Consider the following 24,420-nt stretch of genomic DNA (forward strand, 5'->3'; position numbering starts at 1 on the left):
AACGGTTACTTGGTGATGTCGACGTGGTTGGTCTCGCGCAGGAACAGCGTGCCGATGATCAGCGTCATCACCGCGATGCCGATCGGGTACCACAGGCCGTAGTACAGATTGCCCGTGCCGGCCACCAGCGCGAACGAGATCGCCGGCAGGAAGCCACCGAACCAGCCGTTGCCGATGTGGTACGGCAGCGACATCGAGGTGTAGCGGATGCGGGTGGGGAACAGCTCCACCAGGTAGGCGGCGATCGGGCCGTAGACCATGGTCACGTAGATCACCAGCACCCACAGCAGGAACAGCGTCATCGGGATGTTGATGCGCGCGGTATCCGCCTTCTCCGGATAGCCGGCGCTGGTCAGTGCGCCCTTCAGCGCCGCACCGAACTCGCCCGACTTCGCCTTCAGGTCGTCCTTCGACAGGCCGGCCGCTTCGTACGAAGTCACCGAAGCGCCGCCGACCTGGACCTGGGCCACTTCGCCCGCCGGACCTGGCTGGATCTCATGCGGCACGCCGGCCTTGGTCAGCGCGGCCGTGGCCACGTCGCAGGAGCTGGTGAACTTGCGGATGCCCACCGGATCGAACTGGAAGCTGCAGGTGGCCGGATCGGCGACGACGACGGCCGGCGACGACGTGCGGGCTTCCTCGATGGCCGGGTTGGCGTAGTGGGTGATGCCCTTGAAGATCGGGAAGTAGGTGATCGCGGCCAGCAGGCAGCCGGCCATGATGATCTTCTTGCGGCCGATACGGTCCGACAGCCAGCCGAAGAACAGGAAGAACGGCGTGGCCAGCAGCAGCGCACCGGCGATCAGCAGGTAGGACACGGTCGGATCGACCTTGATCATGCTCTGCAGGAAGAACAGCGCGTAGAACTGGCCGCCATACCACACCACGGCCTGGCCGGCGGTGGCGCCGAACAGCACCAGCAGCATCAGCTTCAGATTGCCGCCCTGCAGGCTGTCGCGGAACGGCTTCTTCGAGCCCTTGCCCTCGGCCTTCATCTGCTGGAACAAGGGCGACTCGGCCAGCTGCAGGCGGATCCACACCGAAATGCCCAGCAGCACGATCGAACCCAGGAACGGAATGCGCCAGCCCCAGTCTTCGAATGCTTCGGTGCCCAGCGTCAGGCGGCAGGCTAGGATCACCGCCAGCGACAGGAACAGGCCCAGCGTCGCGGTGGTCTGGATGAAGGCGGTATACAGGCCGCGCTTGCCGGGCGGTGCATGTTCGGCCACGTAGGTGGCGGCGCCACCGTACTCGCCGCCCATCGCCAGGCCCTGCGCCAGACGCAGGATGATCAGGATCACCGGTGCGGCGAACCCGATCGTCGCGTAGTTGGGCAGCACGCCAACGAGGAACGTCGAGATGCCCATGATCAGGATGGTGACCAGGAACGTGTACTTGCGGCCGATGCGGTCGCCCAGGCTGCCGAAGAAGGCCGCGCCGAACGGACGCACGAAGAAGCCCGCCGCGAACGCCAGCAGCGCGAAGATCATGCCGGTGGTTTCGTTGACGCCGCTGAAGAACTGCTTGGCGATGATGACGGCCAGCGAGCCGTACAGGTAGAAGTCGTACCACTCGAAGACGGTGCCGAGACTGGAGGCGAAGATGACCTTCTTGTGGCCCTTCGTCAGATCGCCCGACGACGACGGCTGCGCAGACGTGGAACTCATGTGCATTCCCCTCAGAACGTGTATTTGACGGTGGTGTGCAGACGCTTCAGATCGCCCTCGCGGTCGTCCTCAAGCGAGCGCTGCCCGTAGATGAGCTCCGCGCCGATATCCAGTTTCGGGAACGGCGAGTAGATCAGGTTGGCGTGCATGGACTGCGTGCGCTCGGTGACGCCGAAACCCGTCAGTGCGGCGTCGTTGTCGAAATGCGAGGCCGCGTACATCAGGTTGGTGCGGACCTTCGGACTGAACACATGGCGCCAGGCGACGAAGCCGCCGTAGCCGTCCAGCGCCGCGATGTCGCCATTGGCTTCGGTCACCACGTCGCTGCCCACGCCGAAGGCGAGGTAGCGGCCGATGCCCTGGCCGGCGTTCACCGCATAGCGGATGTCGTCGCTCTTGCCCAGATTGAACTTGCCCGAGACGCTGACCGAGGCGCCGGTGTCGGTCTCTTCCAGTACCTTGAACTGGCGCACCATGCCGGCGACGGTGAAGTGGCCCCAGTCGCCCTTGGTCAGCCAGCGCGCGGTGAGGTCGGGCATGGCGTTGTCGCCGCTGTTGAAGCGGGTGCCGGTGCGATAGGGCGTGACCGTGGTCTGCGGGTTCTCCGCCGAGAACGACCACGCGCCCTTGGTGTAGCGCACTTGGGCCTGCCGCACGAACACCGTGCCGTCGGTGGGGCCGACGAAGTCGACCGCATCCGGCAGCGCCGCCACGTCCATGAAGTTGGACCAGGTCTGGCCGGCCAGCCAGCTGTTCCAGGTCACGTAGGCATGGCGCAGGCTGACGGCGTAGGTATTCGTTGCGGTCTCGTTGCCGGCCAGCGCATTGCTGCCGCCGCCGAAGAAGTCCATCTCGACGAAGCCCTTGAACTTGTCGCCGTTGTCGGTGACGTGGTCGGCGCTCAGCCAGAAGCGCGAGAACTGCGCGTGGAAATCGGTGTACGGATCGCCGCCGTCCGCGCCCGCGCCGCCCACCGGGATGGTGCCGGGCACGTAGAACAGCCGGCCGGAATTGCCGTCGGCGATCCGGCCGTCGCTGGTGTCGGTGACCATCGCGTCCATCTTGATGAAGCCGCCGTAGGAGAACGTGGTGCCCGGGTTGGCGGCGGTCAGGATGGTGGTGGACTGGATCGGTTGCTTGCCTGCGGGCAGGGCGGCCGGTGCGGCGGCCTGCTTGGCCTGCACCTGCGTCACCTGCTCCTGCGTGGTGGTGAGCTGGGTCTGCTGTTGCTGCTGTGCGGACAGCAGCAACTGCACCTGCCGCTCCAGATCGGCCACGCGGGCCTCCAGCGCCTTCTCCTTGGCGGTCTGCGCGAACGCCATCCCCGGCGCGATCAAAGCGACGAACAGCGCAGCGGCCAGCGGCCGTCGCGCGAATGCGGAACGTTGGGTCATAACCCCTCCCGAAAGGTTGATGGCCGCATTGCGCGGCTGACGGAGACTTGCGCCTGCATGCCGGCGACGCCTATTCGCCATTAGTCGTATCTGCGCGCCCGGGGACACAAACCCTTGCCCACAAAGGCGTGCGACGTTCTGTCGCAGTGCGCGCCACCGGTGTTTTAAGACCATCGTCTAAGCCGGATGCTGCAATGCCGCACGCCGGTATGCGTCAAACTCGGTTCCTCGGATGCGTCGCCGTTGCCCTCGCGGGCGTGCGCCCGCCGCCCTCATTGATCCAGAATCGACGCTTCACTTGAACGTCCCGGGAGGACCTCATGACTGACCTGTATCCGGTCGAGCCGGCATTTGCGGCCAAGGCCCGCATCACGCGCGAGCAGTACCAGCGCGACTACCAGGCCTCGATCGACGATCCCGATGCCTTCTGGGGCAAGGCCGCCGAACGCCTGGACTGGTTCAAGAAGCCGACGCAGATCAAGGACGTCAGCTACGCCCTGGACGACTTCCACATCCGCTGGTTCGCCGACGGCGAGCTCAACGCCAGCGTCAACTGCCTGGACCGCCAGCTGGCCGCGCGCGGCGACAAGATCGCGCTGCTGTTCGAGCCCGACGGTCCGGACACGCCGTCCTACGGTGTCACCTACCGCGAGCTGTACGAGCGCACCTGCCGGCTGGCCAATGCGCTGCGTGCGCTGGGCGTGAAGAAGGGCGACCGCGTCACCCTCTACCTGCCGATGATTCCCGATGCCGCCGTCGCCATGCTGGCCTGCGCGCGCATTGGTGCGATCCACTCGGTGGTATTCGGCGGCTTCGCGCCCAACTCCATCGCCGACCGCGTGGCCGACTGCGGCAGCAAGCTGATCATCACCGCCGACGAAGGCCTGCGCGGCGGCAAGAAGGTCCCGCTGAAGGCGAACGTAGACGCTGCGCTCAAGCTACCCGGCACCAACTCGGTGGAAACTGTCCTGGTCGTGCGCCACACCGGCGGCGCGGTGGACATGCAGATGCCGCGCGACCGCTGGTTCGACGCCGTGGTCGACGCGCAGCCGGCCGAGTGCGAGCCCGAGCGCATGAATGCCGAGGACCCGCTCTTCATCCTCTACACGTCCGGTTCCACCGGCAAGCCGAAGGGCGTGCTGCACACCACCGGCGGTTATCTGCTGTACGCGGCGTACACGCACGAGGCCGTGTTCGACTTGCGCGAGGACGACATCTACTGGTGCACCGCCGACGTGGGCTGGGTCACCGGCCACAGCTACATCGTCTACGGCCCGCTGGCCAACGGCGCCACCGCAGTGATGTTCGAAGGCGTGCCCAACTATCCCAACGTGTCGCGCTTCTGGGAGGTGATCGACAAGCACAAGGTCACCATCTTCTACACCGCGCCCACCGCCATTCGCGCGCTGATGCGCGAAGGCGAGGCACCCGTGAAAAAGACCTCGCGCGCCTCGCTGCGCCTGCTGGGCAGCGTGGGCGAGCCGATCAATCCGGAAGCCTGGCGCTGGTACTACGACGTGGTCGGCGACGCGCGCTGCCCCATCGTCGACACCTGGTGGCAGACCGAGACCGGCGGCATCCTGATCACTCCGCTGGCCGGTGCCATCGACCTCAAGCCCGGCTCCGCCACGCTGCCGTTTTACGGCGTGCGTCCGGCGCTGGTCGATGCCAACGGCGAGCAGCTGGAAGGCGCTACCGAAGGCAATCTGGTGCTGCTGGATTCCTGGCCGGGCCAGATGCGCACGGTGTACGGCGACCACCAGCGCTTCATCGACACCTACTTCCGCACGTATCCGGGCTCCTACTTCACCGGCGACGGCTGCCGCCGCGATGCCGATGGTTATTACTGGATCACCGGCCGCGTCGATGACGTGATCAACGTCTCGGGCCACCGCATCGGCACCGCTGAAGTGGAGAGCGCACTGGTCGCGCATCCGAAGGTGGCCGAAGCGGCCGTGGTCGGCTTCCCGCACGACATCAAGGGCCAGGGCATCTACGCCTACGTCACCCTCAAGGCCGGCGAAGCGCAGAGCGACGAGCTGTTGAAGGAACTGGTGGCTTGGGTGCGCAAGGAGATCGGCCCCATCGCCACGCCCGACCACCTGCAGTGGGCGCCCGGCCTGCCGAAGACACGCTCGGGCAAGATCATGCGCCGTATCCTGCGCAAGATCGCCGAGAACGCGCCGGAGCAGCTCGGCGACACGTCCACGCTGGCGGATCCGACGGTGGTCGAGTCGCTGGTGGCCGAACGCAAGGTGCGGTGAAGCAGCAGTGGGATAAGAGGAGTGAGAAGTGAGTAAAAGCAGAAGCCCTTCCATCCGACTATCCTGACGCCGCACCACTCACTCCTCACTCCTCCCCACTCACTTCTCGCTTCCCCATGCCCACCCTGCTGATCGCCGACGACCATCCGCTGTTCCGCGAAGCGCTTCGCGGTGCGGTGCAGCGCGTGATGCCCGGCGTGAAGCTGCACGAGGCCGACAGCGTCGACGCGCTGTACGTGCTGGTCGATGCGCATCCGGATGCGGACCTGCTGCTGATGGATCTCAACATGCCGGGCGCGCACGGTTTCAATGCGCTGGTACACTTGCGCGCCCTGCATCCGCAGCTGCCCGTGGTCATCGTGTCGGCGCGCGAAGAGCCGGCGGTGATGCGCCGCGCGCTGGACCACGGCGCGCTCGGTTTCATTCCCAAGTCCGCCGACTCGGACACCATCGGCCAGGCCATCGGTGCCGTGCTCGACGGTGAGCGCTGGGTACCGGACGAGGCGCACAACGCACCGGTCACCAGCCGCGACGAGCAGGAAACCGCGCAGCGCCTGCGCGACCTCACGCCACAACAGTTCAAGGTGCTGCAGATGCTTGGCGCCGGCAGGCTCAACAAGCAGATCGCCTACGACCTGGGCGTGTCCGAAGCCACCATCAAGGCCCACGTCACTGCCATCCTGCGCAAGCTGCACGTCACCAACCGCACCCAGGCGGTGCTGGCTGCCGGCCGCCTTGCGGTGGATCCGGACGGCATCGTGCTGCCGCCCGAAGAAGCGGAGTAACCGACGATCCGCACGCGACTCAGGGACGTGGCGCGCGCGTCCAGCCGACCACGATGTTCAGGTGACCAGGTTCGCGCTTGAGACGGAACGGACGTGCTTCCACGATGACGTCGCGGATCGCAAAGCCGAACGCCAGCACGCCAGCGGTCAATCCGCCCGCAAGCAGCGGATTTAGCGGTACCGCAGCGCCGATCGGACTACCCAGCAGCGCCAGTCCCGCCACCACGCCCGCCACACCCACCGTCGACTCGGCGCACAGGCACAACGCAGTCCGCGTGGGTCCGCCCGTGCCCCGCTTGCGGTGTTGCGACAGCAGCCAGAGATCGCGCACCAGTCCTTGCAGCAGGAGCAGGCAGGACGCCACCAGCAACAACGCGCCGATGCTCGCGGAGGTCGGCAAGCGGTCGCCCAGCAGGCCCACCACGGCGCCAAGCACCGGCACCAGCGCAAGTTCCACCTGCTCCGCTCGGGTCATCCAGGCGTCTCCTTCTTCGTGGTCGTGCGGGTCATACGGACCGGACGGTGCGTTGGATCACGGCGCGACCGCCCCGGCCCGGCACTCTGCCGTGCGGCGCCTGCGGTTCCCCGCAGACGGCGCGGTCATCGCCATGGGTGATCGCGTCCGGATGTCTGCGACAGGCTGGCCGGTTCCGAATCGGGCCAATCCGAGAGGCGGCGTCTGCTTGAGCTCTATTTTTTAGGCATCATTGCCTGATGCCAGCGGGAACAGCTGGAAGTAGAAGCCAGCGTGCTCCCATGATGGGTCGTGCTTCATATGAAACTCCCAAAACCGCCTCTGCTCTTTGGCTAGCAATTCTTGAAGAATCTTGTCGGCCGCGTCCGGATCATAAACCCGGTATGCGAGCTCTCGAAAGCCGTTCCAAGTGCTGCGGGCCAAGAACAAGGCGTTGTAGCCCAGTATGGCTCGCTCAATCTCGTCGCCAATTTCAAATAGAAGCTTGCTCTCGTCTGGGCTAGGCATGCCTTGATCAGCGAGATCAACGGCATGCAGCGTCACCTCAAGATGCCACGCAAAGATGTCCGTGTGTTCAAACGCCAGCAGTGCGTCGTTGACAACGACTACTTCCGGAAGACTGTCGCGTTCACCATTGAATAAGGTGTAGTGCGGATCTGGCAACACGATGGTTACGGAATCTTCCGACATGATGCTTAGCGCCTGAATAATCCTCGCCGCGAAGCGACTTCGGCTTGAGTGAAATTATCGGCCCGACCGCGTTTCCATGGGTGGTGGGCCAATCACCAGTCTGCACTATCTGCGCCTGTTCGAGAGGATCCTGCCCAGGATGTACAGCAAAGCTCCCGTCACGCCCAAACCAGCGACAAGAAAGCTCCTGATCTCGTCGCTGGGTGAAGGGTCCTTGGCAAGTCCGGTCAGAAAAAGGAGTGTTGCTACCGCAACGAGTGCGAACCCAGCTTTGCAGAACGCGTGGAGTGAATCGCCGGAGGAAATGTTCATTTTTTCTGGTCGTCCATGAAATTGAATGAGCGCCCCGCCACTTGCGTCGAGTCGACCCGCAAAGCGGGTTTGGCTTGAATGAATTGTTAGGCCGCTCGCCCGGAGCAAAGCTGACCGATGGGATATGAAACCCTGCAGTGCCGACACTCATAGGAAACCGTCGCTTTTGTTTTGTGGCCGTAGTCAAAGTCCAGGCCGTCCTGACGCCAACCGAACCCCTCGTTACGCGTAGCAATCTGACGCTCAAGCGGACCAGAACACTTTGGGCAGAGCTTCTTGGCGAAGAGGAAGTAGCAAGTCTCTCGCCAAGTCATGGACATATCGAACTCAAACACCACGCCAAATCCCCTAGCGGCCTAACACCTGAGTTAAGCCGCGCCGCGAAGCGGCGTCGGCTTAAACTAATTGCTAGGCCCCGTGCCAACGATCTTTAATGGTGATGGCAGTGCAAACCAGAAGGGAGAGGAGCGTGGATCCGCCAGTTGCGCACAAGAAGAACAGGACAAACTCACCCTCATACCCCTCACGCATGACCCAAATCTGAGTGAAAAAATCGACATATGCAATAAGAAGCCCCAGGAATGAAAGCAGGCCCATACCACCTAGAGCTGAGGCAGAATTGTGAAGAAAAGTGTACTTGCCATCTCCGATGTAGATTGCCCATGCGTTGATGGCAAGCACAAGCAGAACAATCAGAGCGAGGAGTGCGAGAGCCATCAGCTTGCTTCCTCCGGGGCCTAGCACCGGAATTAAGCCGACCCGCGAAGCGGGTTCGGCTTGAATGAATTATTAGGTGGCTATTTGAGGGAGCGCAGAGCCGCCAACTCCGTTGAGTCTGGGGACCAAATATCGGAATCGCAATTTCCGATTTGAACATCACCAAGCGTCTTTGCAACGACTAGTACATTGTCTCCTGGCACTAACTTGACAAGGGGCATGTGATGCACAACATCAACGTCGTAGGTGTTGTAAAGATGCTTGGTGTAAAGCGCCAGCACTGTCTTAGGGTCGCCGCGAAATACTTCACGCACAATGTATCGGTAGGACAGTCGATATGTGTCGCCCGTTACCAACGATGCGTCCGGCGGGAGGTCGCCAACGCCGGTGATGGTCGCAATAAAGACAGTGCTTGCACCTTGGTACGGGCTCTTGGATGGATCTCCAATGCATGAGTTTGCTCTGGCTATCTGGGATGCGAGCAATAAGATCATCAGGACAAGCGAATGTTTCATAGCCACCTAACACCAGAATTAAGCCGACTCGCGAAGCGGGTTCGGCTTGAATGAATTGTTAGGCCCCGCCTCCCGCGTGGCCGGACCCAGCCTAATACGAATTCGAAATGCCGGGTCTCGAGCAAGCTCTTGCATCTCCGGTGACGCAGCCGAATCTTCCGTCGCAAGTAATCGACGTACATCTATGCCGTCAAAGATAGTTACCACAAGCCCTTCTGGAACAACGTCAATCAAAATCTTTTCCTCGAAGACGGCGAGGTCAATTCCGCTTGTGCGATCCACTAGTTCTTGAATGTCTTTTGGCCAGCGCCCATACAAGCCATGGAAGACACGGCAGGCCGCTGACACTTTAGTGGCTTCATCTAGAATCTTGATCTGCTTTTCAGTTAACTCGAACTGCGAGTAGCGATTCACAGTAGCCGTTACTTCAATTCCTGGCTCGGTCGCGCCGTATGAGATCGCAGGCAGGAGGAGTAACGCCAGTATTGTTATCTGTAATCTCACGAGGCTCTCCATAGAGGCCTAACACCGGAATTAAGCCGACCCGCGAAGCGGGTTCGGCTTGAATGAATTGTTACGCCGCAGCCGGTTACAGCAAACGCCCGGTACATTACTCAAGAAGCCCAGCATGTGCTCTCCGGAAGGCTGCCATCACGAAAGTGTCGCGCAACCTTAATTGCAGCGCGGTTGAAGAAGGCGTCCCGAGAGGGCTTGGTCATCTCGATAGCTTCGGTAACTTTGTTTAAGCGCAGCTCCCCCACCTCATCTGGGTAGGCGGTGTCATAGAAGCGAAAGAACGCCTCTCTCTCCGTCTCCGAGATCTTGTCGATCAGAATGTAGAACGCCAAGTCGCCTCTCCCCTGCGGCCTAACACCGGAACTAAGCCGACCCGCGAAGCGGGTTCGGCTTGAATTAATTGTTAGGCCTCATGCCCGGAGATCCTCAGAGCCAGAGCGTGGACCGTCGCCAAGAACTAGGGGCACAATCGCCTTTGTTTCATCGGAGAACATAACCACCCAAGTAAAGTCAGGATTCTCCTTAGCCCAGAAGCTGTCCAGGTAGGCTAGCAGCATATTCTGGAGTGACAGAACGTCGTCGTCTCGAGCATCAGAAGCAATGGTCAGGGTTATGCCAAGCTCATTGAAGTAGCCCGCGAAATGATCCGAGGCGGAAGTGACGAACGGCCACTGCATGGCGATCGCCCGCACGCCTGCGACAACACGATCTGCTAGCGCGGAATCTGGAAGTCCCTTTTGCTTGCTCATGAGGCCTAACACCAGAATTAAGCCGACCCGCGAAGCGGGTTCGGCTTGAATGAATTGTTAGGCCGCAACCGACAAAACGCGACCTATCCCTTTGTTGCCATTCTCCCAGACTGTGAAATCAGAACCCACAGAAAAGTACTTAAGTGCATCTGGAACTAGTAGCTGCACCGTGGCATAAAAGGTATCGCCGGGTCCAGGACTGTCCGCAAAAGTAAGGCGGGCTGACCAGTGCTCGTTGCCGATGCCAAGAATGGTGCGCCATTCACCAGATGCCAACGGAGTTGATCGACTGCCGGTCTCAATCGGTAGAAGATGGATCTCGGCAACAAAGTGAGCTTTCATTGCGGCCTAACACCAGAATTAAGCCGACCCGCGAAGCGGGTTCGGCTTGAATGAATTGTTAGGTTGCAACGCCGCCAAGCCTGCGCGCAACCGCTAGAACAATGATGGAGACAANGAATTAAGCCGACCCGCGAAGCGGGTTCGGCTTGAATGAATTGTTAGGTTGCAACGCCGCCAAGCCTGCGCGCAACCGCTAGAACAATGATGGAGACAAGCTCAAACGCTAGATAGCAAGCACCAAACACCGCGAGGAAGAACCAGCCGCTAGCACGGTTGGCGCCACAGTGCATCTCATTAAGGCAGCGGAATACGCCGGCTATTTGCGGGATGCCAAATGCAATGGCCGCGATGGCAGCGGCACCTACAAGAATGAGAGCGGCCTTGCCAATGAGATTAAGGCAGCGGAATACGCCGGCTATTTGCGGGATGCCAAATGCAATGGCCGCGATGGCAGCGGCACCTACAAGAATGAGAGCGGCCTTGCCAATGAGGGACGAACGCCACAGAAAGGCATTGCGCCCTAGGGCAAGTGTCGCGCGGATTGGAAGTAGCGAAATGCCGAACAACCCAATAAACCCCAGGGCGTAGATGGACGAGGCAAACAGCTGATAGGGCCAATCTGTCATTACAACCTAACACCTGAATTAAGCCGACCCGCGAAGCGGGTTCGGCTTGAATGAATTGTTAGGCCGCAGCCTAGTTGGTGATTGAGTCATTGCATGGGCCTCCGAACAGGAAACCATCGACCGAATATAGCCACAATGAACAAATACAGGACAAGAAAACTCAAAGCATAATCCGCTGCGCTCAGAGGAACGTTGCGGGTCCTAAAGTAGTGCCAGTTGATTGAGCTGGCAATCTGGTAGTTGATGATCCCGCCGCCCAGCAAGGCCAGGGCGACAAGAGCGATAAGCCAGCGCCATAACGATCGCAGCCGCTTGCCTCTACCGTTGTCATGATTGTCTGACATGCGGCCTAACACCGGAATTAAGCCGACCCGCGAAGCGGGTTCGGCTTGAATGATTTGTTAGGCCGCAGACTCATCAGCTGCGCCCGCGTCCCAGCCTGATCATAGCCACAATCACTAGTAGGCCGGAAGCTATCCAAGCGAATCCAATGACAAGATTGGAAAGCGGCGACCCGAGCAAGTCGAAGAGCGCTCGCTCCGTATTGCATTTGGCGCCGCAGTCGAGCATCGGCTCCGACGGGCTAAGGAACAACGCAATGGAACCATAGCCGATAGCAATCAGCCCAAGTAGCGAGCCAAAGATGGTGACGAACTTGGAGGTACGCCTATCTTTCATGCGGCCTAACACCTGAATTAAGCCGCGCCGCGAAGCGGCGTCGGCTTGAATGAACTGTTAGGGGCCATTGGAAGAAGCGCTCATCTGCAGCAACGGAATGATCACCGCTAAGAGACCCGTGCCACCAACAACGATGAAGGATAGGATGAAGCGCTTGTTGCCGAGCGTGCTTAGGCCCTTAGGCAAATAGTGGGCGACGTTCTGATCTTTGTAGATCTGCTCCAGTGCCGAGTGAACCGAATTGCAGATACGGCGGCTATTGATGAGCGCCAGCAATGCCGTGCAAGAGATCAATAGCGACCCAGCAGTGAACAGCAAGTAGATCATCAGGTTGCCGCGCCCCTCAGACAATGAGCTGGCCTGAGCCCAATTGACGAATAGGACTAGGATGTTGAAAAGCACGCCAGACACGACGAATACCGTGTCCGCGCGTCCGGCTCGATCCAGCTCGGACATCAGCTGTTTGTGGATGGCTTCGATCATGTTCGGTATGGCCCCTAACACCGGAATTAAGCCGACCCGCGAAGCGGGTTCGGCTTGAATGAATTGTTAGGGCGCATTGGTTTGTGCCGCCAAGAACGCCCGGTTTGCCTCCGTGGCGGAAGCCAGTGTTGCCAAAAGATCCTTGGACAATGAGCGAATTGGCTCCCAAGCCGGATGTTGCATTGCTGCCAAATTTGGAACGCGACCAGAACCGGCGGGCATGTCGTCGACCGGGACAGGATGAACCGCGGCAAGGAACGTAAGGACGGCAGACTCTTGATGCTCTGTAAAGAGACCAGAGCCAATCAGGTAGTGACCAGCCAGTGCATCATCTCGTAGCTCCCAAGCGGTGTTGTAGTCACCCATAGCCTCACACTGCTCTTCCGGCAAGCAGCTCAATGTCTCAACGGTGAAGATGAAGACGTCGTACGCAAGATGCGACGCTTCTAGTACAGAAATTTGCTGTGGGTCTGACATGCGCCCTAACACCTAGTAGACCCCATTCTGGGGTGATAGCGCGGAGTATTCAGGTGGCGGGGTTGGGGCGTCAACGTTGGAAAGGCATGGGCATCAAGGGCTTGCCGGGGTCGACCGGCGGCCGCCTGACTTTTCCTCGTGTCGATATCCGGGAGGAATGCGGGTATGGGTTGAATACCAGGGTGGGGTTGGGGTGATAGCGCCGTCGGTTCTCGTTGAAAGATCTATGTGGGATCGACGAAGTTGATTGCGGGATGAGGGTTTGCTGACGTGTTTGGCGCGATCCGGTCGTTGGCGTGGGGTGGATAGGCGTTCAGGCATCAAATGTGAGAGGTGGCTCCGCTCGGCGGCTTACTCCGGCATGGACGCGGGTGCAGGCACGTGGTGCGCGGCGAGAAACGCGCGCAGGGAGGCGGGCTTCACGGGTTTGGTGAGGAGGCGATAGCCGCGTTCGCGGGCGTCGCGCTTGAGTTCGTCGCGGCCGTCGGCGGTGAGCAGCGCGCCGGCGATGGGGCCGGGGCTGGCGGCGCGCAGGGCGTCGAGGATGGCGAGGCCGTCGAGGCGGTCGTGCAGGTGGTAGTCCACCAGCATCACGGCCGGGCCTTCTGCGATCTTCTGCAGGGCTTCGTCGACGGTGGTGGCGGTGATGACCTCCACCTGCCAGCGTCCGAGCAGGGCCTGCATGCCGTCGATGATCTCGCGGTCGTTGTCCACGCACAGCACGCGCAGGCCGGCCAGCGAGTCGTTGGCCAGGGTGCTTCGACGCGGTGTGGCGCGGCGCTCGTTGAGCTGGGTGCCGCGGGGCACGACGATGCAGAACATGCTGCCGCGGTCGACGGTGCTGCGCGCATCCAGTTCGTGTTGCAGCAGGCGCGAGATGCGCTGGCAGATGGACAGGCCCAGGCCGAGGCCGCGTTCGCCCCAGTCGAACGGCTGCTGGTAGCGGTGGAACTCGTCGTAGATCTGTCGCATGTGGTTTTCGGGAATGCCCGGCCCGGTGTCCCAGACCTGCAGGGCGATACGTTCACCTTGCGCGCGCATGCCGATGACGATGCGGCCCTCGCGCGTGTAGCGCAGCGCGTTGGCGAGGAAGTTCTGCAGCACGCGGCGCAGCAGGCGGCGATCGCTGCGTACGGGAATCGCACGCGCGTGCACGCGCAGCTTCAGCCCGCGGCCAGCGGCGACCGGGGCATACTGCGCCGCCAGTTCGCGCATCAGTTCGCCGGCATCGAAGTCGGTGATCTGCGTCTGCAGGCCACCAGCATCCAGGCGCGAGACGTCGAGCAGGCCGTCCAGCAGTTCCTCGGCGGCGCGCAGCGAGGCATCGACGCGTTCGGCCAGGTGCTGGCGCTCCTGCGCCTGCGCATCATCGCCCTGCTCGCTGTCGCGCAGGGCACTGACGAACAGGCGCGCGGCATTGAGTGGTTGCAGCACGTCGTGGCTGATCGCGGCGAGGAAGCGCGTACGCGACTGCTGCGCGTGCTCGGCGGCTTCGCTACGCTCGGCGACGCGCTGCTCCAGCGTCTCGTTGGTCTCCAGCAGCAGCGCTTCGGCATGTTTGAAGTCGGTGATGTCGTTGTAGCTGGTGACGTAGCCGCCGCCCGGCAGCGGTTGGCCGCGCATCTCGATCACCTGCCCATCGGCGCGCACGCGCTCGAAGATGTGCGGCGAGCCCGCGCGCATGTAGCGGATGCGCTTGTTGATCTGCGCATCAATGTCGCCTTCGCCCAGCTCGCCGCGCTCGGCGTTGTAACGGATCAGGTCGGCGACCGGGCGGCCGACGTAGAGCATGCCGTCGGGATAGCCGAACATCTGCTGGTAGCGGCGGTTCCAGGCGACCAGACGCATCTGCGGGTCGACCACGCTGACGCCGGCGCTGATGTTCTCCAGCGTCGTCGACAGGATCTCGCGGTTGAAGCGCAGTTCCTGCCCCGCCTGGTCGAGCACCGCCACCACTTCGCCCAGCTCCATGCCCGAGCCGCGCAGCACGCTGGTCAACACGATGCGCGCGGACGCGGCCCCGATGGCGGCGGCGAGCAGGCGTTCGGTGAACTGCACCCAGGCGCGGTCGGCCGGGACGTTGGGCTGGTATTCGCGTCCCAGTATCTGCGCCTGTTCGGCGAAGGCGCGGCGCGCATGGCGTTCCCCCACCACGCGCTCGGCCAGCGTGCGCAGGTCGCCCACGCGCACGCTACCGGGCCACTCGCCGGCGACCAGCGCGGGACGCTGTGCGTAGGGATCGAGGAACGGGGCGGCGCGCAGGCGCTCGTCCACGCCGGGACGCGAGCGCGCCGACACGATCATCATCGCGCCGGTGTTCACCAGCAGCGACCAGAACGTGCCGTGCGTCAGCGTGTCCCAGCCGCTCAGGCCGAACAGCTGCTGCGGGCGCAGCCAGCGGATGCCGAACGGCCCGTCGTGCAGCCACAGCACGTCGAACCAGCCGGCCTGCGTCATGGTCGGCAGCAGCAGCGTGTAGATCCAGGTGGCGAAGCCGAGCACCATGCCGGCTTCCACGCCACGCCGGCTGGCACCGCGCCAGTACAGGCCGCCGATCAGGCCGGGAGCGAACTGCGCCACCGCCGCGAACGCCATCAGGCCGTACGAGGCCAGCGTGCTGTCGTTGCCGCTGCTGCGGTAGTAGCTGTAGGCGGTCAGCGCCAGCAGCAGGATCGCCACGCGGCGGATCCACAGCACGCGCGAGGCGACGTCGGCTTCCGCGTGGCGCTTGCCCCAGCCTCGGCGCAGCAGCACCGGCATGACCAGGTCGTTGCTGACCATCGTCGCCAGCGCGATGCTGGCCACGATCACCATGCCGGTGGCGGCGGAAAAGCCGCCGACGTAGGCGATGATCGCCAGCGCCGTGCGGCCTTCGGCCAGCGGCAGCGCCAGCACGTAGCTGTCGTCGGCCACGCTGGTGCCACCGAACAGCGACGCACCGGCGGCGGCGATCGGCACCACCATCAGCGAGAACAGCGCCAGGTAGCCGCCGAACAGCCAGCGTGCCTTGCGGATGTCGCCCACGTCGCTGCACTCCACCACCGCGACATGGAACTGGCGCGGCAGGCAGACGATGGCCAGGAAGCCGAGCAGCGTCTGCGCGATGAAGCCCACCGGCGGCGCGTTCTCGAACAGCGTGCGCGCAGAGTCGGTGATGCGGAAGGTGTTGTCGCCCAGCCACAGGTAGGCGAACACGCCCACCGCGATCATCGCCACCAGCTTGACCACCGATTCCAGCGAGATGGCCAGCATCATGCCGTGGTGGTGCTCGGTGGCGTCCACCTGGCGCGTACCGAACAGCGCGGCGAACAGCGCCATCAGCAGCGCCACGTACAGCGCCGGATCGGTGAAGAAACCCTGCGTGCTGTCGCCGCCGTCGCCGCTGAGCACGCTCAGGCTCATCGCCACGGCCTTGTACTGCAGCGCCAGGTACGGCACCACGCCGATCAGCGCGATCACCGTGACCAGTGCGGCCAGCCGGCGCGAGCGGCCGTAGCGCGAGGAGATGAAGTCGGCGATGGAGACCGTGTTCTCGCTGCGCGCGATCAGCGCCAGCCGTTCGATGATGCGCCAGCCAAACAGCAACAGCAGCACCGGGCCCAGGTAGATCGGAAGGTAGCCCAGGCCATTGCGCACCGCGCTGCCGACCGCGCCGTAGAAGGTCCACGACGAGCAGTACACCGCCAGCGCCAGGCTGTAGACCACCGGTCGCAGCCAGGGACGGTCCGGGTACATCGGGCGGCGGTCGCCCCACCACGCCACGCCGAACAGCAGCGCGGCGTAGCCGACCGACACCAACAGCAGGATCCAGCTGGAAACCAACGCGTTCTCCCCGCGCTCAACCCGTCGCCGAGTGTACCGGCTGCGGCGTGCCGCGGCGGACGGTCAGGGCGTGGGCAGCGCGAGCAGTTCGCGCACGGCGGTCTCGGCCTGGCCGCGCAGTTCGGGGATGGCGATGCTCTCCCACACGCAGCCGATGCGCAGGCTGCCGAGGATGAAGATGCGCGGCTGCGGTTCGCCGTCGGCATCCACCATGCGGCCGTCGCGCGCGGCCTTCAGGCCGATGCCGTGCGGCCCGGGCTGGGCGTGGCCCTTGCCCAGCAGGTCGTGCAGCAGCGGGTTGCGCATGGTCTGTGCACGCATTTCCACGCCGGTGGCGTTGACCACGTAGTCGACATCGAACTCGTCGGTGCGGCCATCGCGGGTATGCGTGCTCACCCGCAGGCCGCGGTCCATGGCCATCACCGTGTCCAGGCGGCCGCGATGCAGCCGCAGCTGGCCGCGGTCGAGCATCGCCTGCAGCTTGGCGTGCACCTCCGGTGCGATGCGATGGCGGTGCACGTCCCACTGGCGCACCACGTGGCGCAGGAAGCGGCGCTGGTCGGTAATCGACATCGACTGCCACAGTGCCTGTACATGCGGACGGATCCGTTCCATCGCCGCCTGCCACGGTAGGCCGTCGGCGACGGCCTGCCTCGCCGCTGCGCGCAGGAAGCGCATGCGGGCGCGCAGGTCCATGGCCTGCAGCGGGGCGGGATCGTACGTCGCGGCGCCTCCGTGGCAATGCGGCAGCGGCAGCAGTGCGTGCCGCGACAGCACATGGATCGTGCCGGCGTGGCCGTTGTCGGCCAGGCTGAGCACGGTGTCGACCATGCTCAGGCCGGAACCGACGATGCAGAGGTCGGCGTCGGCCGGGATGGCCTTCACCGCATCGAAATCCCAGGCCGCCAGCGAACGGCCTTCCGGCAGTTGCGGCGCGCCGCGTGCCGGCAGCGGCTTGGGCGTGTTGCCGACCGCCATCACCACGCCGCCGGCGTGGAGCGGACCGTGTTCCACCAGCTGCAGCGTCGCGTCGTCCTCGCGCGCATCGAGTTCGCACACGCTGTCGTGGATCACTTGCAGGGAAGCGGAGCTGGCGGCGATGGCCTCCTGCAGCCGGGTCCGCAGGTAGTCGCCATAGCGGCGGCGCTCGATGAAGGCATGCGCCAGCGTGTCGCGGTCCGGGCCATCGGGTGGCGCGGTGGCGACGACATAATCGAGGAAATCCGCGGGACGGTCGTCGAAGGCGCTCATGCGCGCGGCGGGTACGTTGAGCACGTGTTCGCCGTAGGTCGTCGCATACGCCACGCCCTGCGCCAGCACCTCGCGCGGCTCGATCATCACGATGCGCAGCGGCGTGGTGGCCAGGCGCAGCGCCTGCAGCGCCGCCAGCACGCCGCCGGCGCCGCCGCCGATGATCGCGAGGTCGCAGGGCGGCAGGGGCGTCGTGGTCGCGGCAGTCATGCCGCCATTGTAGGCGAACCGGCGCCGTCGACCGGACGGCACGCGGCCGCTACATCAGCGAATCCGCCAGCCGCGCGACGCCCTCGCGGCTGCGCTGCCAGCCGGGACGGCGGCGCCATGCCACGCGATCCACGTGATCGGCGTGGGCCAGGTAGTCGGCCTCGATCGCGCGGATCCGTGCCACGACGCCGGCGTCGTAACAGACCAGGCCGATCTCGGCGTTGAGGGCGAAGGAGCGGATGTCCAGGTTGATGGACCCGACCAGGGCGATGCCATCGTCCACGGTCAGGTGCTTGGCATGCAGGAAGTGCGGCCGGTACAGCGCGATCTTCACCCCGCAGGCCAGCAGTTCCTCGTAGTACGACTGCTGCGCCCACGCCGTCAGCGTCTGGTTGTTGGTGGCCGACAGCACCAGCTGCACATCCACGCCGGACAGGGCGGCGATGCGCAGCGCACTGAGCGTGGCGTCGTCGGGCACGAAGTAGGGCGTGGTCAGCACCACCTTCTGGCGGGCGAGATGGATCAGCGCGTTGACGGTGTCGCGTGCGTTCTCGAACGGATAGGCCGGCCCGCTGGGCAGCAGTTGCGCGGCCACGTCCTGCGCCTGCACGCTGAGGTCGGGCTGCACGTCGAGGCGCTCACCGGTCTCGATGTACCAGTCGCTGGCGAACACGCCTTCCAGGTGCGACACCACCGGCCCCTGCACGCGCGCGACCAGTTCGCGGTTCGGATGCCCGGGCACGAACACCGCATCGGCCAGGTTCTGCGAGCCCACGTAGCCGATCCGGTTGTCGATCACGGCGACCTTGCGGTGGTTGCGCAGATCCATGCGCCCGCTGCGCCGCCACTGCAGGCCGCCGGGCAGCATGGCGTGCACCTCCACGCCGGCCGCACGCAGCCGAGCGGTGTAGGCGCGAAGCCCGCGCTTGGCGCCGACCGCGTCGAGCAGCAGGCGACAGGCCACGCCTCGCGCGGACGCGCGGCACAGCGCGGTGGCGACGGCATCGCCGACGGGGTCGTCGAACATCAGGTAGTACAGCAGGTGCACCTGCTGCGTGGCCGAGTCGATGTCGTCGAGCAGGGCACGCAGTGAGGCGTCGTAGTCGTCCAGCAGCGCCACCGCGTTGCCATGCGTGGGCATGAAGGCGCCCTGGCGTTCGATCAGGGGCGCGATCTCGGCGGCCGCGCCTTCATGCGCCGTCCAGCGCAGGGCGCTGAGCGGACGCTGTTCCTCGCGGATCACGTCCGACGCCCGCGCCTGCCGTTCGATGCGCTCGCGCGAAAGCCAGGGATGGCCGAGCAGCAGGTACAACGGCAGGCCGAGCAGCGGCACGAAGCCGACCAGCAACAGCCAGCTGCGCGCGGCCGCCGGCGTGGTCCGGCTGGGAATCCACCACAGTGCCGCCAACCGGATCAGCCAGTCGACGATCAGCAGCGCGGTGCCGTAGGACCAGTCCATGGGGTGGTGTATCCAAGGGGGATGGAGGGATTCTGCTGGCGGAAGCGGGCAAAAGAAAACCCGCTTCTGCGGGAGCACCAAACCTCACTCGTCTCCTTCTCCCCGCCTGCGGGGAGAAGGTGCCCGAAGAGCCTGCCCCGTATTCGATACGGGGGCGGATGAGGGGCAGCTTCTATGCTTCCTCGAAGCCTGAAAACAGAAAACCCCGCCGGAGCGGGGTTTTCCTTGAGGCGCTGGATGAACCGCCATGCGGCGGTTGAAAAGCGCTTCCGGCTTTCGCCGGGATGACCTAGTGGCAAAGGCGTTCGCGTTGCGAACGCGCCACTAGGTCACTTGATCTTGCCTTCCTTGTAGATCACGTGCTTGCGCACGACCGGGTCGTACTTCTTGATTTCCATCTTGCCCGGGGTGTTCTTCTTGTTCTTGTCCGTCGTGTAGAAGTGGCCGGTGTTGGCCGAGGAGATCAGACGGATCTTGTCGCGCTTGGATGCCATGGTCGGTTACTCCTCAGATCTTCTCGCCGCGCGCGCGCAGCTCGGCCAGGACGGAGTCGATGCCGTTCTTGTCGATGGTGCGCAGCGCGTGCGCGGAAACTTTCAGTTTGACCCAGCGGTTTTCGCTGGCGACCCAGAAGCGGCGCTCGTGCAGGTTGGGCAGGAAACGACGACGGGTCTTGTTGTTGGCGTGGCTGACGTTGTTACCCGTCATCACACGCTTGCCGGTCACTTGGCATACGCGGGACATACGCACCTCGATGAATGATTGTGTCGCCCGTAGCCCGGGAGACGGCGGCCCCACCGCGAGCAGGCGCGGTGCACGAAACGGGCAGAATTTCTGCTGTCGGGAGCGGGTAGGAGACGTGCTTCCTGACCCGCACGGTCATGGACCGGACACAGCGAGCCGCGCATTATGCCGACGTTCCCCTTTCCCCGCAAGCACTTAGGCGAGCCGGCCAAAGGCCGTCGGGTCGGCTATACGGTGGGCCGAGGCTCGCTCTGCGGGCTTGAAGCAGGCCGGCATCGAACCGAGGGGCGTAGGTCGGGCCTTGGCCCGACATCGCGGCGATTCGGGGTCCGGAAGAGTGGATCGGCACGGTGGGCCAAGACCCACCGACGAATCATGGTGCCGACTTGGATGCGCCGGCCCTCTCTCCGCTATCAGGGAACGGATACGGGCCCGAGTAGGTCGGGCCTTGGCCCGACATCGGAGTGCTTCGGGGTCCGGAAGGCGGGACGGGCAGGGTGGGCCAAGGCCCACCCTGCGATCACGGCGCCGCGGCCGCCGCCTTGCCCGGGCCCGCCTTGCTGGCGGCGATGAAGGCCCGGATCTGCTCCTCCAGCACCGGCAGGGTCACCGAGCCCTGCCTCAGCACGGCGTCGTGGAAGGCCTTGATGTCGAACTTCGGGCCCAGCGCCTGCTCGGCCTCGCCGCGCAGGCGGACGATGGCGATCTCGCCCAGCTTGTAGCTCAGCGCCTGCGCCGGCCAGGAGATGTAGCGGTCCACTTCGGTGGTCACTTCGTGCTCGGACAGGGCGGTGTGGTCGCGCAGGTAGGCCAGGGCCTGGTCGCGGGTCCAGCCCTTGTGGTGCACGCCGGTGTCGATGACTAGGCGGGCGGCGCGCCACATCTCGTAGGTCAACCGGCCGAAATCCTCGTACGGCGTCTCGTAGATGCCCATCTCCTTGCCCAGCTTTTCGGTGTACAGCGCCCAGCCCTCGCCGTAGGCGGAGATGTAGTTGTCGCGGCGGAACGCGGGCTGTTCGCCCTGCTCCTGTGCCAGCGCGGCCTGCAGCGAATGGCCGGGCGAGGACTCGTGCAGGGTCAGCGCCGGCAGGTTGTACAGCGGGCGCGAGGGCAGGTCGTAGGTGTTGAGCCAGTAGGTGCCCAGGCCGCCGCGGCCGGCGGTCCAGAACGGCGCGATGTCGGCCGGCACCTCGACGATGGTGAAGCGCCCGCGCGGCAGGGTGCCGATGTACTTGCCGACCTCACCGTCGACGCGCTTGGAGATCCACGCGGCACGGTCGAGCAGCTGCTGCGGCGTCTTGGCGTAGAACTGCGGATCGGTACGCAGGAAGGTCAGGAACTCGGCGAACGTGCCCTTGAACCCGGTCTGCTTGATCACGTCCTGCATCTCGGCCTGGATGCGCGCGACTTCCTTCAGGCCGATCTGGTGGATCTGCTCGGCGCTGAGGTCCAGCGTGGTGTATTCGCGGATCTGCTGCGCGTAGAAGTCCTTGCCACCGGGCATCGCTTCGGCCGCCAGCGTGGTGCGCGCCTGCGGCACGTACTCGCTGCGGAAGAACGTCAGCAGCGTGCCGAACGCAGGCACCACCTGTTGGCGGATCGCCTCGCGCACGTCCTTGCGCAGCGCCTCCTGCTCGGCGGCGGGAATGCTGGACGGCATCTTCTTGTACGGGGTGTAGAACGTGGACTGTTCGGGGTCCTTCAGATCGGCGACTGCGGCGATCGATACGTCGCGGCCATCCAGCACCGCGCGCGGCACGGTGAAGCCGCGTTTCAGGCCACTGCGCATGTTGGCGATGTGCTGGTCGAAGTAGCGCGGCACGTCGCGCAGGCGCGCGGCATAGGCACGGTAGTCGTTCGCCGTCTTCATGGGCCGGCGGGCCATGAACGACAGGTTCGACCAGAACGAGGAGTCGGAATTGAACGGCATTTCGTAGGCGCCAAGCCGCACTTCGTCGGCCAGGTTCTGCACCTGCGGGCGGTAGATCGCCAGATTGATGCGGTTCTCCGGCGACAGCGCCGCCGCGTCGATGCCGTCGAGATCCTTCAGTACCTGCTCCCACACCTTCAGCCGCGCCTGCTGCGCGTCGGCGCCGACGTCTGGCAGGCGACGCTTGTCGCCGCTGGTGTCGGCATCCTCGTCCGCCTGGCCGGTCTGTTCCTGCCGCCACTTCCATTCCTTCTCGTACAGCGCCTGGAAGCGCTGGTCGGCGTCGGAGGGGGCGAAGGCGAGCGCGTGCAGCGGGGTGCAGGCGAGCAGCAGGGCGGCGAGGCGGAGGTTCAAGGCGGGCCATCCGGTGGAAGCGGAAAGCGGATGGTAATGCAGCGGCACTGTGCCCGTCCGGGCGGCTACGCCCTTCCTTGTGGGAGCGACGTCAGTCGCGAGCTTTTTGCTTGTCGGTGAATCAACTCTCACCGCTATCGCGACTTACGTCGCTCCCACATTCCACATTCCCACAACAGGCTGGGCCTCAGGCCTTCGGGCGCAGCCGTTCCAGCACGCCGTCCAGCGTGTCCAGGTCGGTGTACTGGATGATCAGCTTGCCCTTGCCGCCGCGGCCGTGGGCGATGGTGACGCGGGTGCCGAGGCTCTCGGAGAGTTCGGTTTCCAGCGAGGCGATGTCCGGCTGCGGTGCCGCCTTGGCCGGCTTGGCCTTCTTGCCGGTGACCGGCACCTTGCCGGCGGCGAACTGCTGGGCGCGGTGTTCGACCTCGCGGACCGACCAGCCCTGTTCGGCGGCGTCGGAGGCGAGCTTGCTGGCGAGGTCCGGCGACAGCGTCAGCAGGGCGCGCGCGTGGCCCATTTCCAGGCGGCGGGCTTCCAGCAGGGCACGGATCGCCGGCGGCAGTTCCAGCAGGCGCAGCAGGTTGGACACCGCTGCGCGCGAGCGGCCGACGGCTTCGGCGGCTTCGGCGTGGGTGAGGGCGAATTCGTTGATCAGCCGCTGCAGCGACTGCGCCTCTTCCAGCGGGTTGAGGTCTTCGCGCTGGATGTTCTCGATCAGCGCCATCGCGATGACGGTGCGGTCGTCCAGGTCGCGCACCACCACCGGCACTTCGGCCAGCCCGGCTTCCTGCGAGGCGCGCCAGCGGCGTTCGCCGGCGACGATCTCGAACTTGCCCGGCGACAGCTCGCGCACGACGATCGGCTGGATCACACCCTGCGCCTTGATCGATTCGGCCAGCTCGCTGAGCTTGGAGGCATCCATCTGCATGCGCGGCTGGTACTTGCCCGGCTGCAGCTGCTGCACGGGCACGGTGCGCAGCGCCTCGCCCGGCTGGGCTTCCGGCGGCGGCGTCTCGGCGGCCTTCGGGCCGAGCAGGGCTTCCAGTCCGCGACCCAGGCCGCGCTTCTTGGGGGCGCTCATCACGCGTGCTCCATCTGTTTCTGTTGCTTCTTGCGGTCGGCGGCGCGGCGCAGGATCTCGCCGGCCAGGCCCAGGTAGGCGACGCCACCGCGCGAGGCGCGGTCGTAGCCGACGATGCTCTGGCCGTGGCTGGGCGCTTCGGCCACGCGCACGTTGCGCGGCACGATGGTGCGGAACACCTTGTCGCCGAAGTGGGTGGTCAGTTCTCCGGAGACCGCGTTGGCCAGGTTGTTGCGGATGTCGAACATCGTGCGCAGCACGCCTTCGATCTCCAGGCCGGGATTCAGGCGCGCACGCAGTGCCTCGATGGTTTCCATCAGCGCCGACAGGCCTTCCAGCGCGTAGTACTCGCACTGCATGGGCACCAGCACCGAATCGGCGGCGGTCAGCGCGTTGAGCGTCAGCAGTGACAGCGCCGGCGGGCAGTCGACGATGATGAAGTCGTAGTCGTCGCGGATGGGCTGCAAGGCGCTCTTCAGGCGCTGCTCGCGGCCGTCCACGTCCATCAGCTGGATCTCGGCGGCGGTCAGGTCGATGTTGCCCGGCATCAGGTCGAAACCCTCGGGCGTGGTGACCACCGCGGCCTTCGCGTCCACTTCGCCCAGCAGCACGTCGCAGGTCGAGGCTTCCACCTCGCGCTTGTCGACGCCGCTGCCCATCGTCGCGTTGCCCTGCGCATCCAGGTCGACCAGCAGCACCCGCTGCGGCGCGCGTGCCAGCGCGGCGGCCAGGTTGACGGCGGTGGTGGTCTTGCCGACTCCGCCTTTCTGGTTGGCGACGGCGATGATGCGGGCCATGCGAGGGCGCCTTATCGGGTACGGAGGTGAAGGGGGATTATGCGGGCTCGGGCGGGGCCGTGCGAAATCAAGGGTACGC

The 24,420-nt window shown here is 64.5% G+C and carries 22 protein-coding genes; 2 read left to right on the forward strand and 20 right to left on the reverse strand.

Annotated features, from left to right (window positions below; all coding sequences use genetic code 11):
- Positions 1-5 precede the first annotated feature (5 nt).
- Both ASD77_RS06675 and ASD77_RS06680 read right to left on the reverse strand, forming a co-directional pair.
- Positions 6-1,667: an MFS transporter gene (locus ASD77_RS06675; RefSeq protein ID WP_055939135.1), complete on the reverse strand. Its 1,662-nt coding sequence runs from the start codon at positions 1,665-1,667 to the stop codon at positions 6-8.
- 11 nt (positions 1,668-1,678) lie between these two features.
- Positions 1,679-3,061, reverse strand: a complete 1,383-nt coding sequence (locus ASD77_RS06680; RefSeq protein ID WP_055939139.1) for a DcaP family trimeric outer membrane transporter — start codon at positions 3,059-3,061, stop codon at positions 1,679-1,681.
- Between the two features lie 320 nt (positions 3,062-3,381).
- On the opposite strand from ASD77_RS06680, the gene acs reads away from it, so the two are divergent.
- Both acs and ASD77_RS06690 read left to right on the forward strand, forming a co-directional pair.
- The gene (gene acs / locus ASD77_RS06685) at positions 3,382-5,325 is read left to right on the forward strand and encodes an acetate--CoA ligase (RefSeq protein WP_055939144.1); all 1,944 of its coding nucleotides are present in this window, start codon (positions 3,382-3,384) and stop codon (positions 5,323-5,325) included.
- Between the two features lie 116 nt (positions 5,326-5,441).
- Positions 5,442-6,110: a response regulator transcription factor gene (locus ASD77_RS06690; RefSeq protein ID WP_055939147.1), complete on the forward strand. Its 669-nt coding sequence runs from the start codon at positions 5,442-5,444 to the stop codon at positions 6,108-6,110.
- 19 nt (positions 6,111-6,129) lie between these two features.
- Here the strand turns inward: ASD77_RS06690 and ASD77_RS06695 are convergent, their stop codons facing one another.
- From ASD77_RS06695 to ASD77_RS06770, 18 genes are all read right to left on the reverse strand, one after another.
- Positions 6,130-6,585, reverse strand: coding sequence for a hypothetical protein (locus ASD77_RS06695; RefSeq protein ID WP_055939151.1), 456 nt, complete (start codon positions 6,583-6,585; stop codon positions 6,130-6,132).
- Positions 6,586-6,807: 222 nt separating this feature from the next.
- The gene (locus ASD77_RS17695) at positions 6,808-7,275 is read right to left on the reverse strand and encodes a DUF695 domain-containing protein (RefSeq protein WP_082563154.1); all 468 of its coding nucleotides are present in this window, start codon (positions 7,273-7,275) and stop codon (positions 6,808-6,810) included.
- A 720-nt stretch (positions 7,276-7,995) separates the two neighbouring features.
- A complete protein-coding gene (locus tag ASD77_RS06705) occupies positions 7,996-8,304 on the reverse strand; it encodes a hypothetical protein (RefSeq protein ID WP_055939156.1) in 309 nt (102 codons plus the stop codon).
- A gap of 533 nt (positions 8,305-8,837) precedes the next feature.
- On the reverse strand, positions 8,838-9,323 hold the full coding sequence (locus ASD77_RS18080) for a hypothetical protein (protein WP_156383502.1): 486 nt from the start codon (positions 9,321-9,323) through the stop codon (positions 8,838-8,840).
- A gap of 110 nt (positions 9,324-9,433) precedes the next feature.
- Complete coding sequence (locus tag ASD77_RS06710) at positions 9,434-9,667, reverse strand: hypothetical protein (protein ID WP_055939161.1); 234 nt, start codon at positions 9,665-9,667, stop codon at positions 9,434-9,436.
- Positions 9,668-9,745: 78 nt separating this feature from the next.
- Complete coding sequence (locus ASD77_RS06715) at positions 9,746-10,084, reverse strand: hypothetical protein (RefSeq protein WP_156383503.1); 339 nt, start codon at positions 10,082-10,084, stop codon at positions 9,746-9,748.
- 500 nt (positions 10,085-10,584) lie between these two features.
- Complete coding sequence (locus ASD77_RS06720) at positions 10,585-11,052, reverse strand: hypothetical protein (protein WP_055939167.1); 468 nt, start codon at positions 11,050-11,052, stop codon at positions 10,585-10,587.
- A gap of 86 nt (positions 11,053-11,138) precedes the next feature.
- The gene (locus ASD77_RS18300) at positions 11,139-11,396 is read right to left on the reverse strand and encodes a hypothetical protein (protein ID WP_162247606.1); all 258 of its coding nucleotides are present in this window, start codon (positions 11,394-11,396) and stop codon (positions 11,139-11,141) included.
- 391 nt (positions 11,397-11,787) lie between these two features.
- On the reverse strand, positions 11,788-12,213 hold the full coding sequence (locus tag ASD77_RS06730) for a hypothetical protein (protein WP_055939171.1): 426 nt from the start codon (positions 12,211-12,213) through the stop codon (positions 11,788-11,790).
- 66 nt (positions 12,214-12,279) lie between these two features.
- Entirely contained in the window at positions 12,280-12,690 is a 411-nt protein-coding gene (locus ASD77_RS18085) for a hypothetical protein (protein ID WP_156383504.1), read from the reverse strand.
- A gap of 351 nt (positions 12,691-13,041) precedes the next feature.
- A complete protein-coding gene (locus ASD77_RS06735) occupies positions 13,042-16,512 on the reverse strand; it encodes a PAS domain-containing hybrid sensor histidine kinase/response regulator (RefSeq protein ID WP_055939173.1) in 3,471 nt (1,156 codons plus the stop codon).
- 63 nt (positions 16,513-16,575) lie between these two features.
- Entirely contained in the window at positions 16,576-17,973 is a 1,398-nt protein-coding gene (locus ASD77_RS06740) for an FAD/NAD(P)-binding protein (RefSeq protein ID WP_055939177.1), read from the reverse strand.
- Between the two features lie 49 nt (positions 17,974-18,022).
- The gene (gene cls, locus ASD77_RS06745; protein ID WP_055939180.1) at positions 18,023-19,432 is read right to left on the reverse strand and encodes a cardiolipin synthase; all 1,410 of its coding nucleotides are present in this window, start codon (positions 19,430-19,432) and stop codon (positions 18,023-18,025) included.
- A 329-nt stretch (positions 19,433-19,761) separates the two neighbouring features.
- Positions 19,762-19,926, reverse strand: a complete 165-nt coding sequence (gene rpmG, locus ASD77_RS06750; protein ID WP_027070918.1) for a 50S ribosomal protein L33 — start codon at positions 19,924-19,926, stop codon at positions 19,762-19,764.
- A 13-nt stretch (positions 19,927-19,939) separates the two neighbouring features.
- The gene (rpmB, locus tag ASD77_RS06755) at positions 19,940-20,176 is read right to left on the reverse strand and encodes a 50S ribosomal protein L28 (protein ID WP_055939185.1); all 237 of its coding nucleotides are present in this window, start codon (positions 20,174-20,176) and stop codon (positions 19,940-19,942) included.
- 520 nt (positions 20,177-20,696) lie between these two features.
- The gene (locus tag ASD77_RS06760; protein ID WP_055939188.1) at positions 20,697-22,460 is read right to left on the reverse strand and encodes a DUF885 family protein; all 1,764 of its coding nucleotides are present in this window, start codon (positions 22,458-22,460) and stop codon (positions 20,697-20,699) included.
- Positions 22,461-22,647: 187 nt separating this feature from the next.
- Positions 22,648-23,544 (reverse strand): ParB/RepB/Spo0J family partition protein, encoded by an 897-nt coding sequence (locus ASD77_RS06765; protein WP_055939191.1) that lies wholly within the window; start codon positions 23,542-23,544, stop codon positions 22,648-22,650.
- Complete coding sequence (locus ASD77_RS06770; RefSeq protein ID WP_055939194.1) at positions 23,544-24,341, reverse strand: AAA family ATPase; 798 nt, start codon at positions 24,339-24,341, stop codon at positions 23,544-23,546. The genes ASD77_RS06765 and ASD77_RS06770 overlap by 1 nt, the downstream gene beginning before the upstream one ends.
- Positions 24,342-24,420: the final 79 nt, after the last annotated feature.

This window comes from Pseudoxanthomonas sp. Root65 (assembly GCF_001427635.1).
In the GTDB taxonomy this organism is placed as follows: domain Bacteria; phylum Pseudomonadota; class Gammaproteobacteria; order Xanthomonadales; family Xanthomonadaceae; genus Pseudoxanthomonas_A.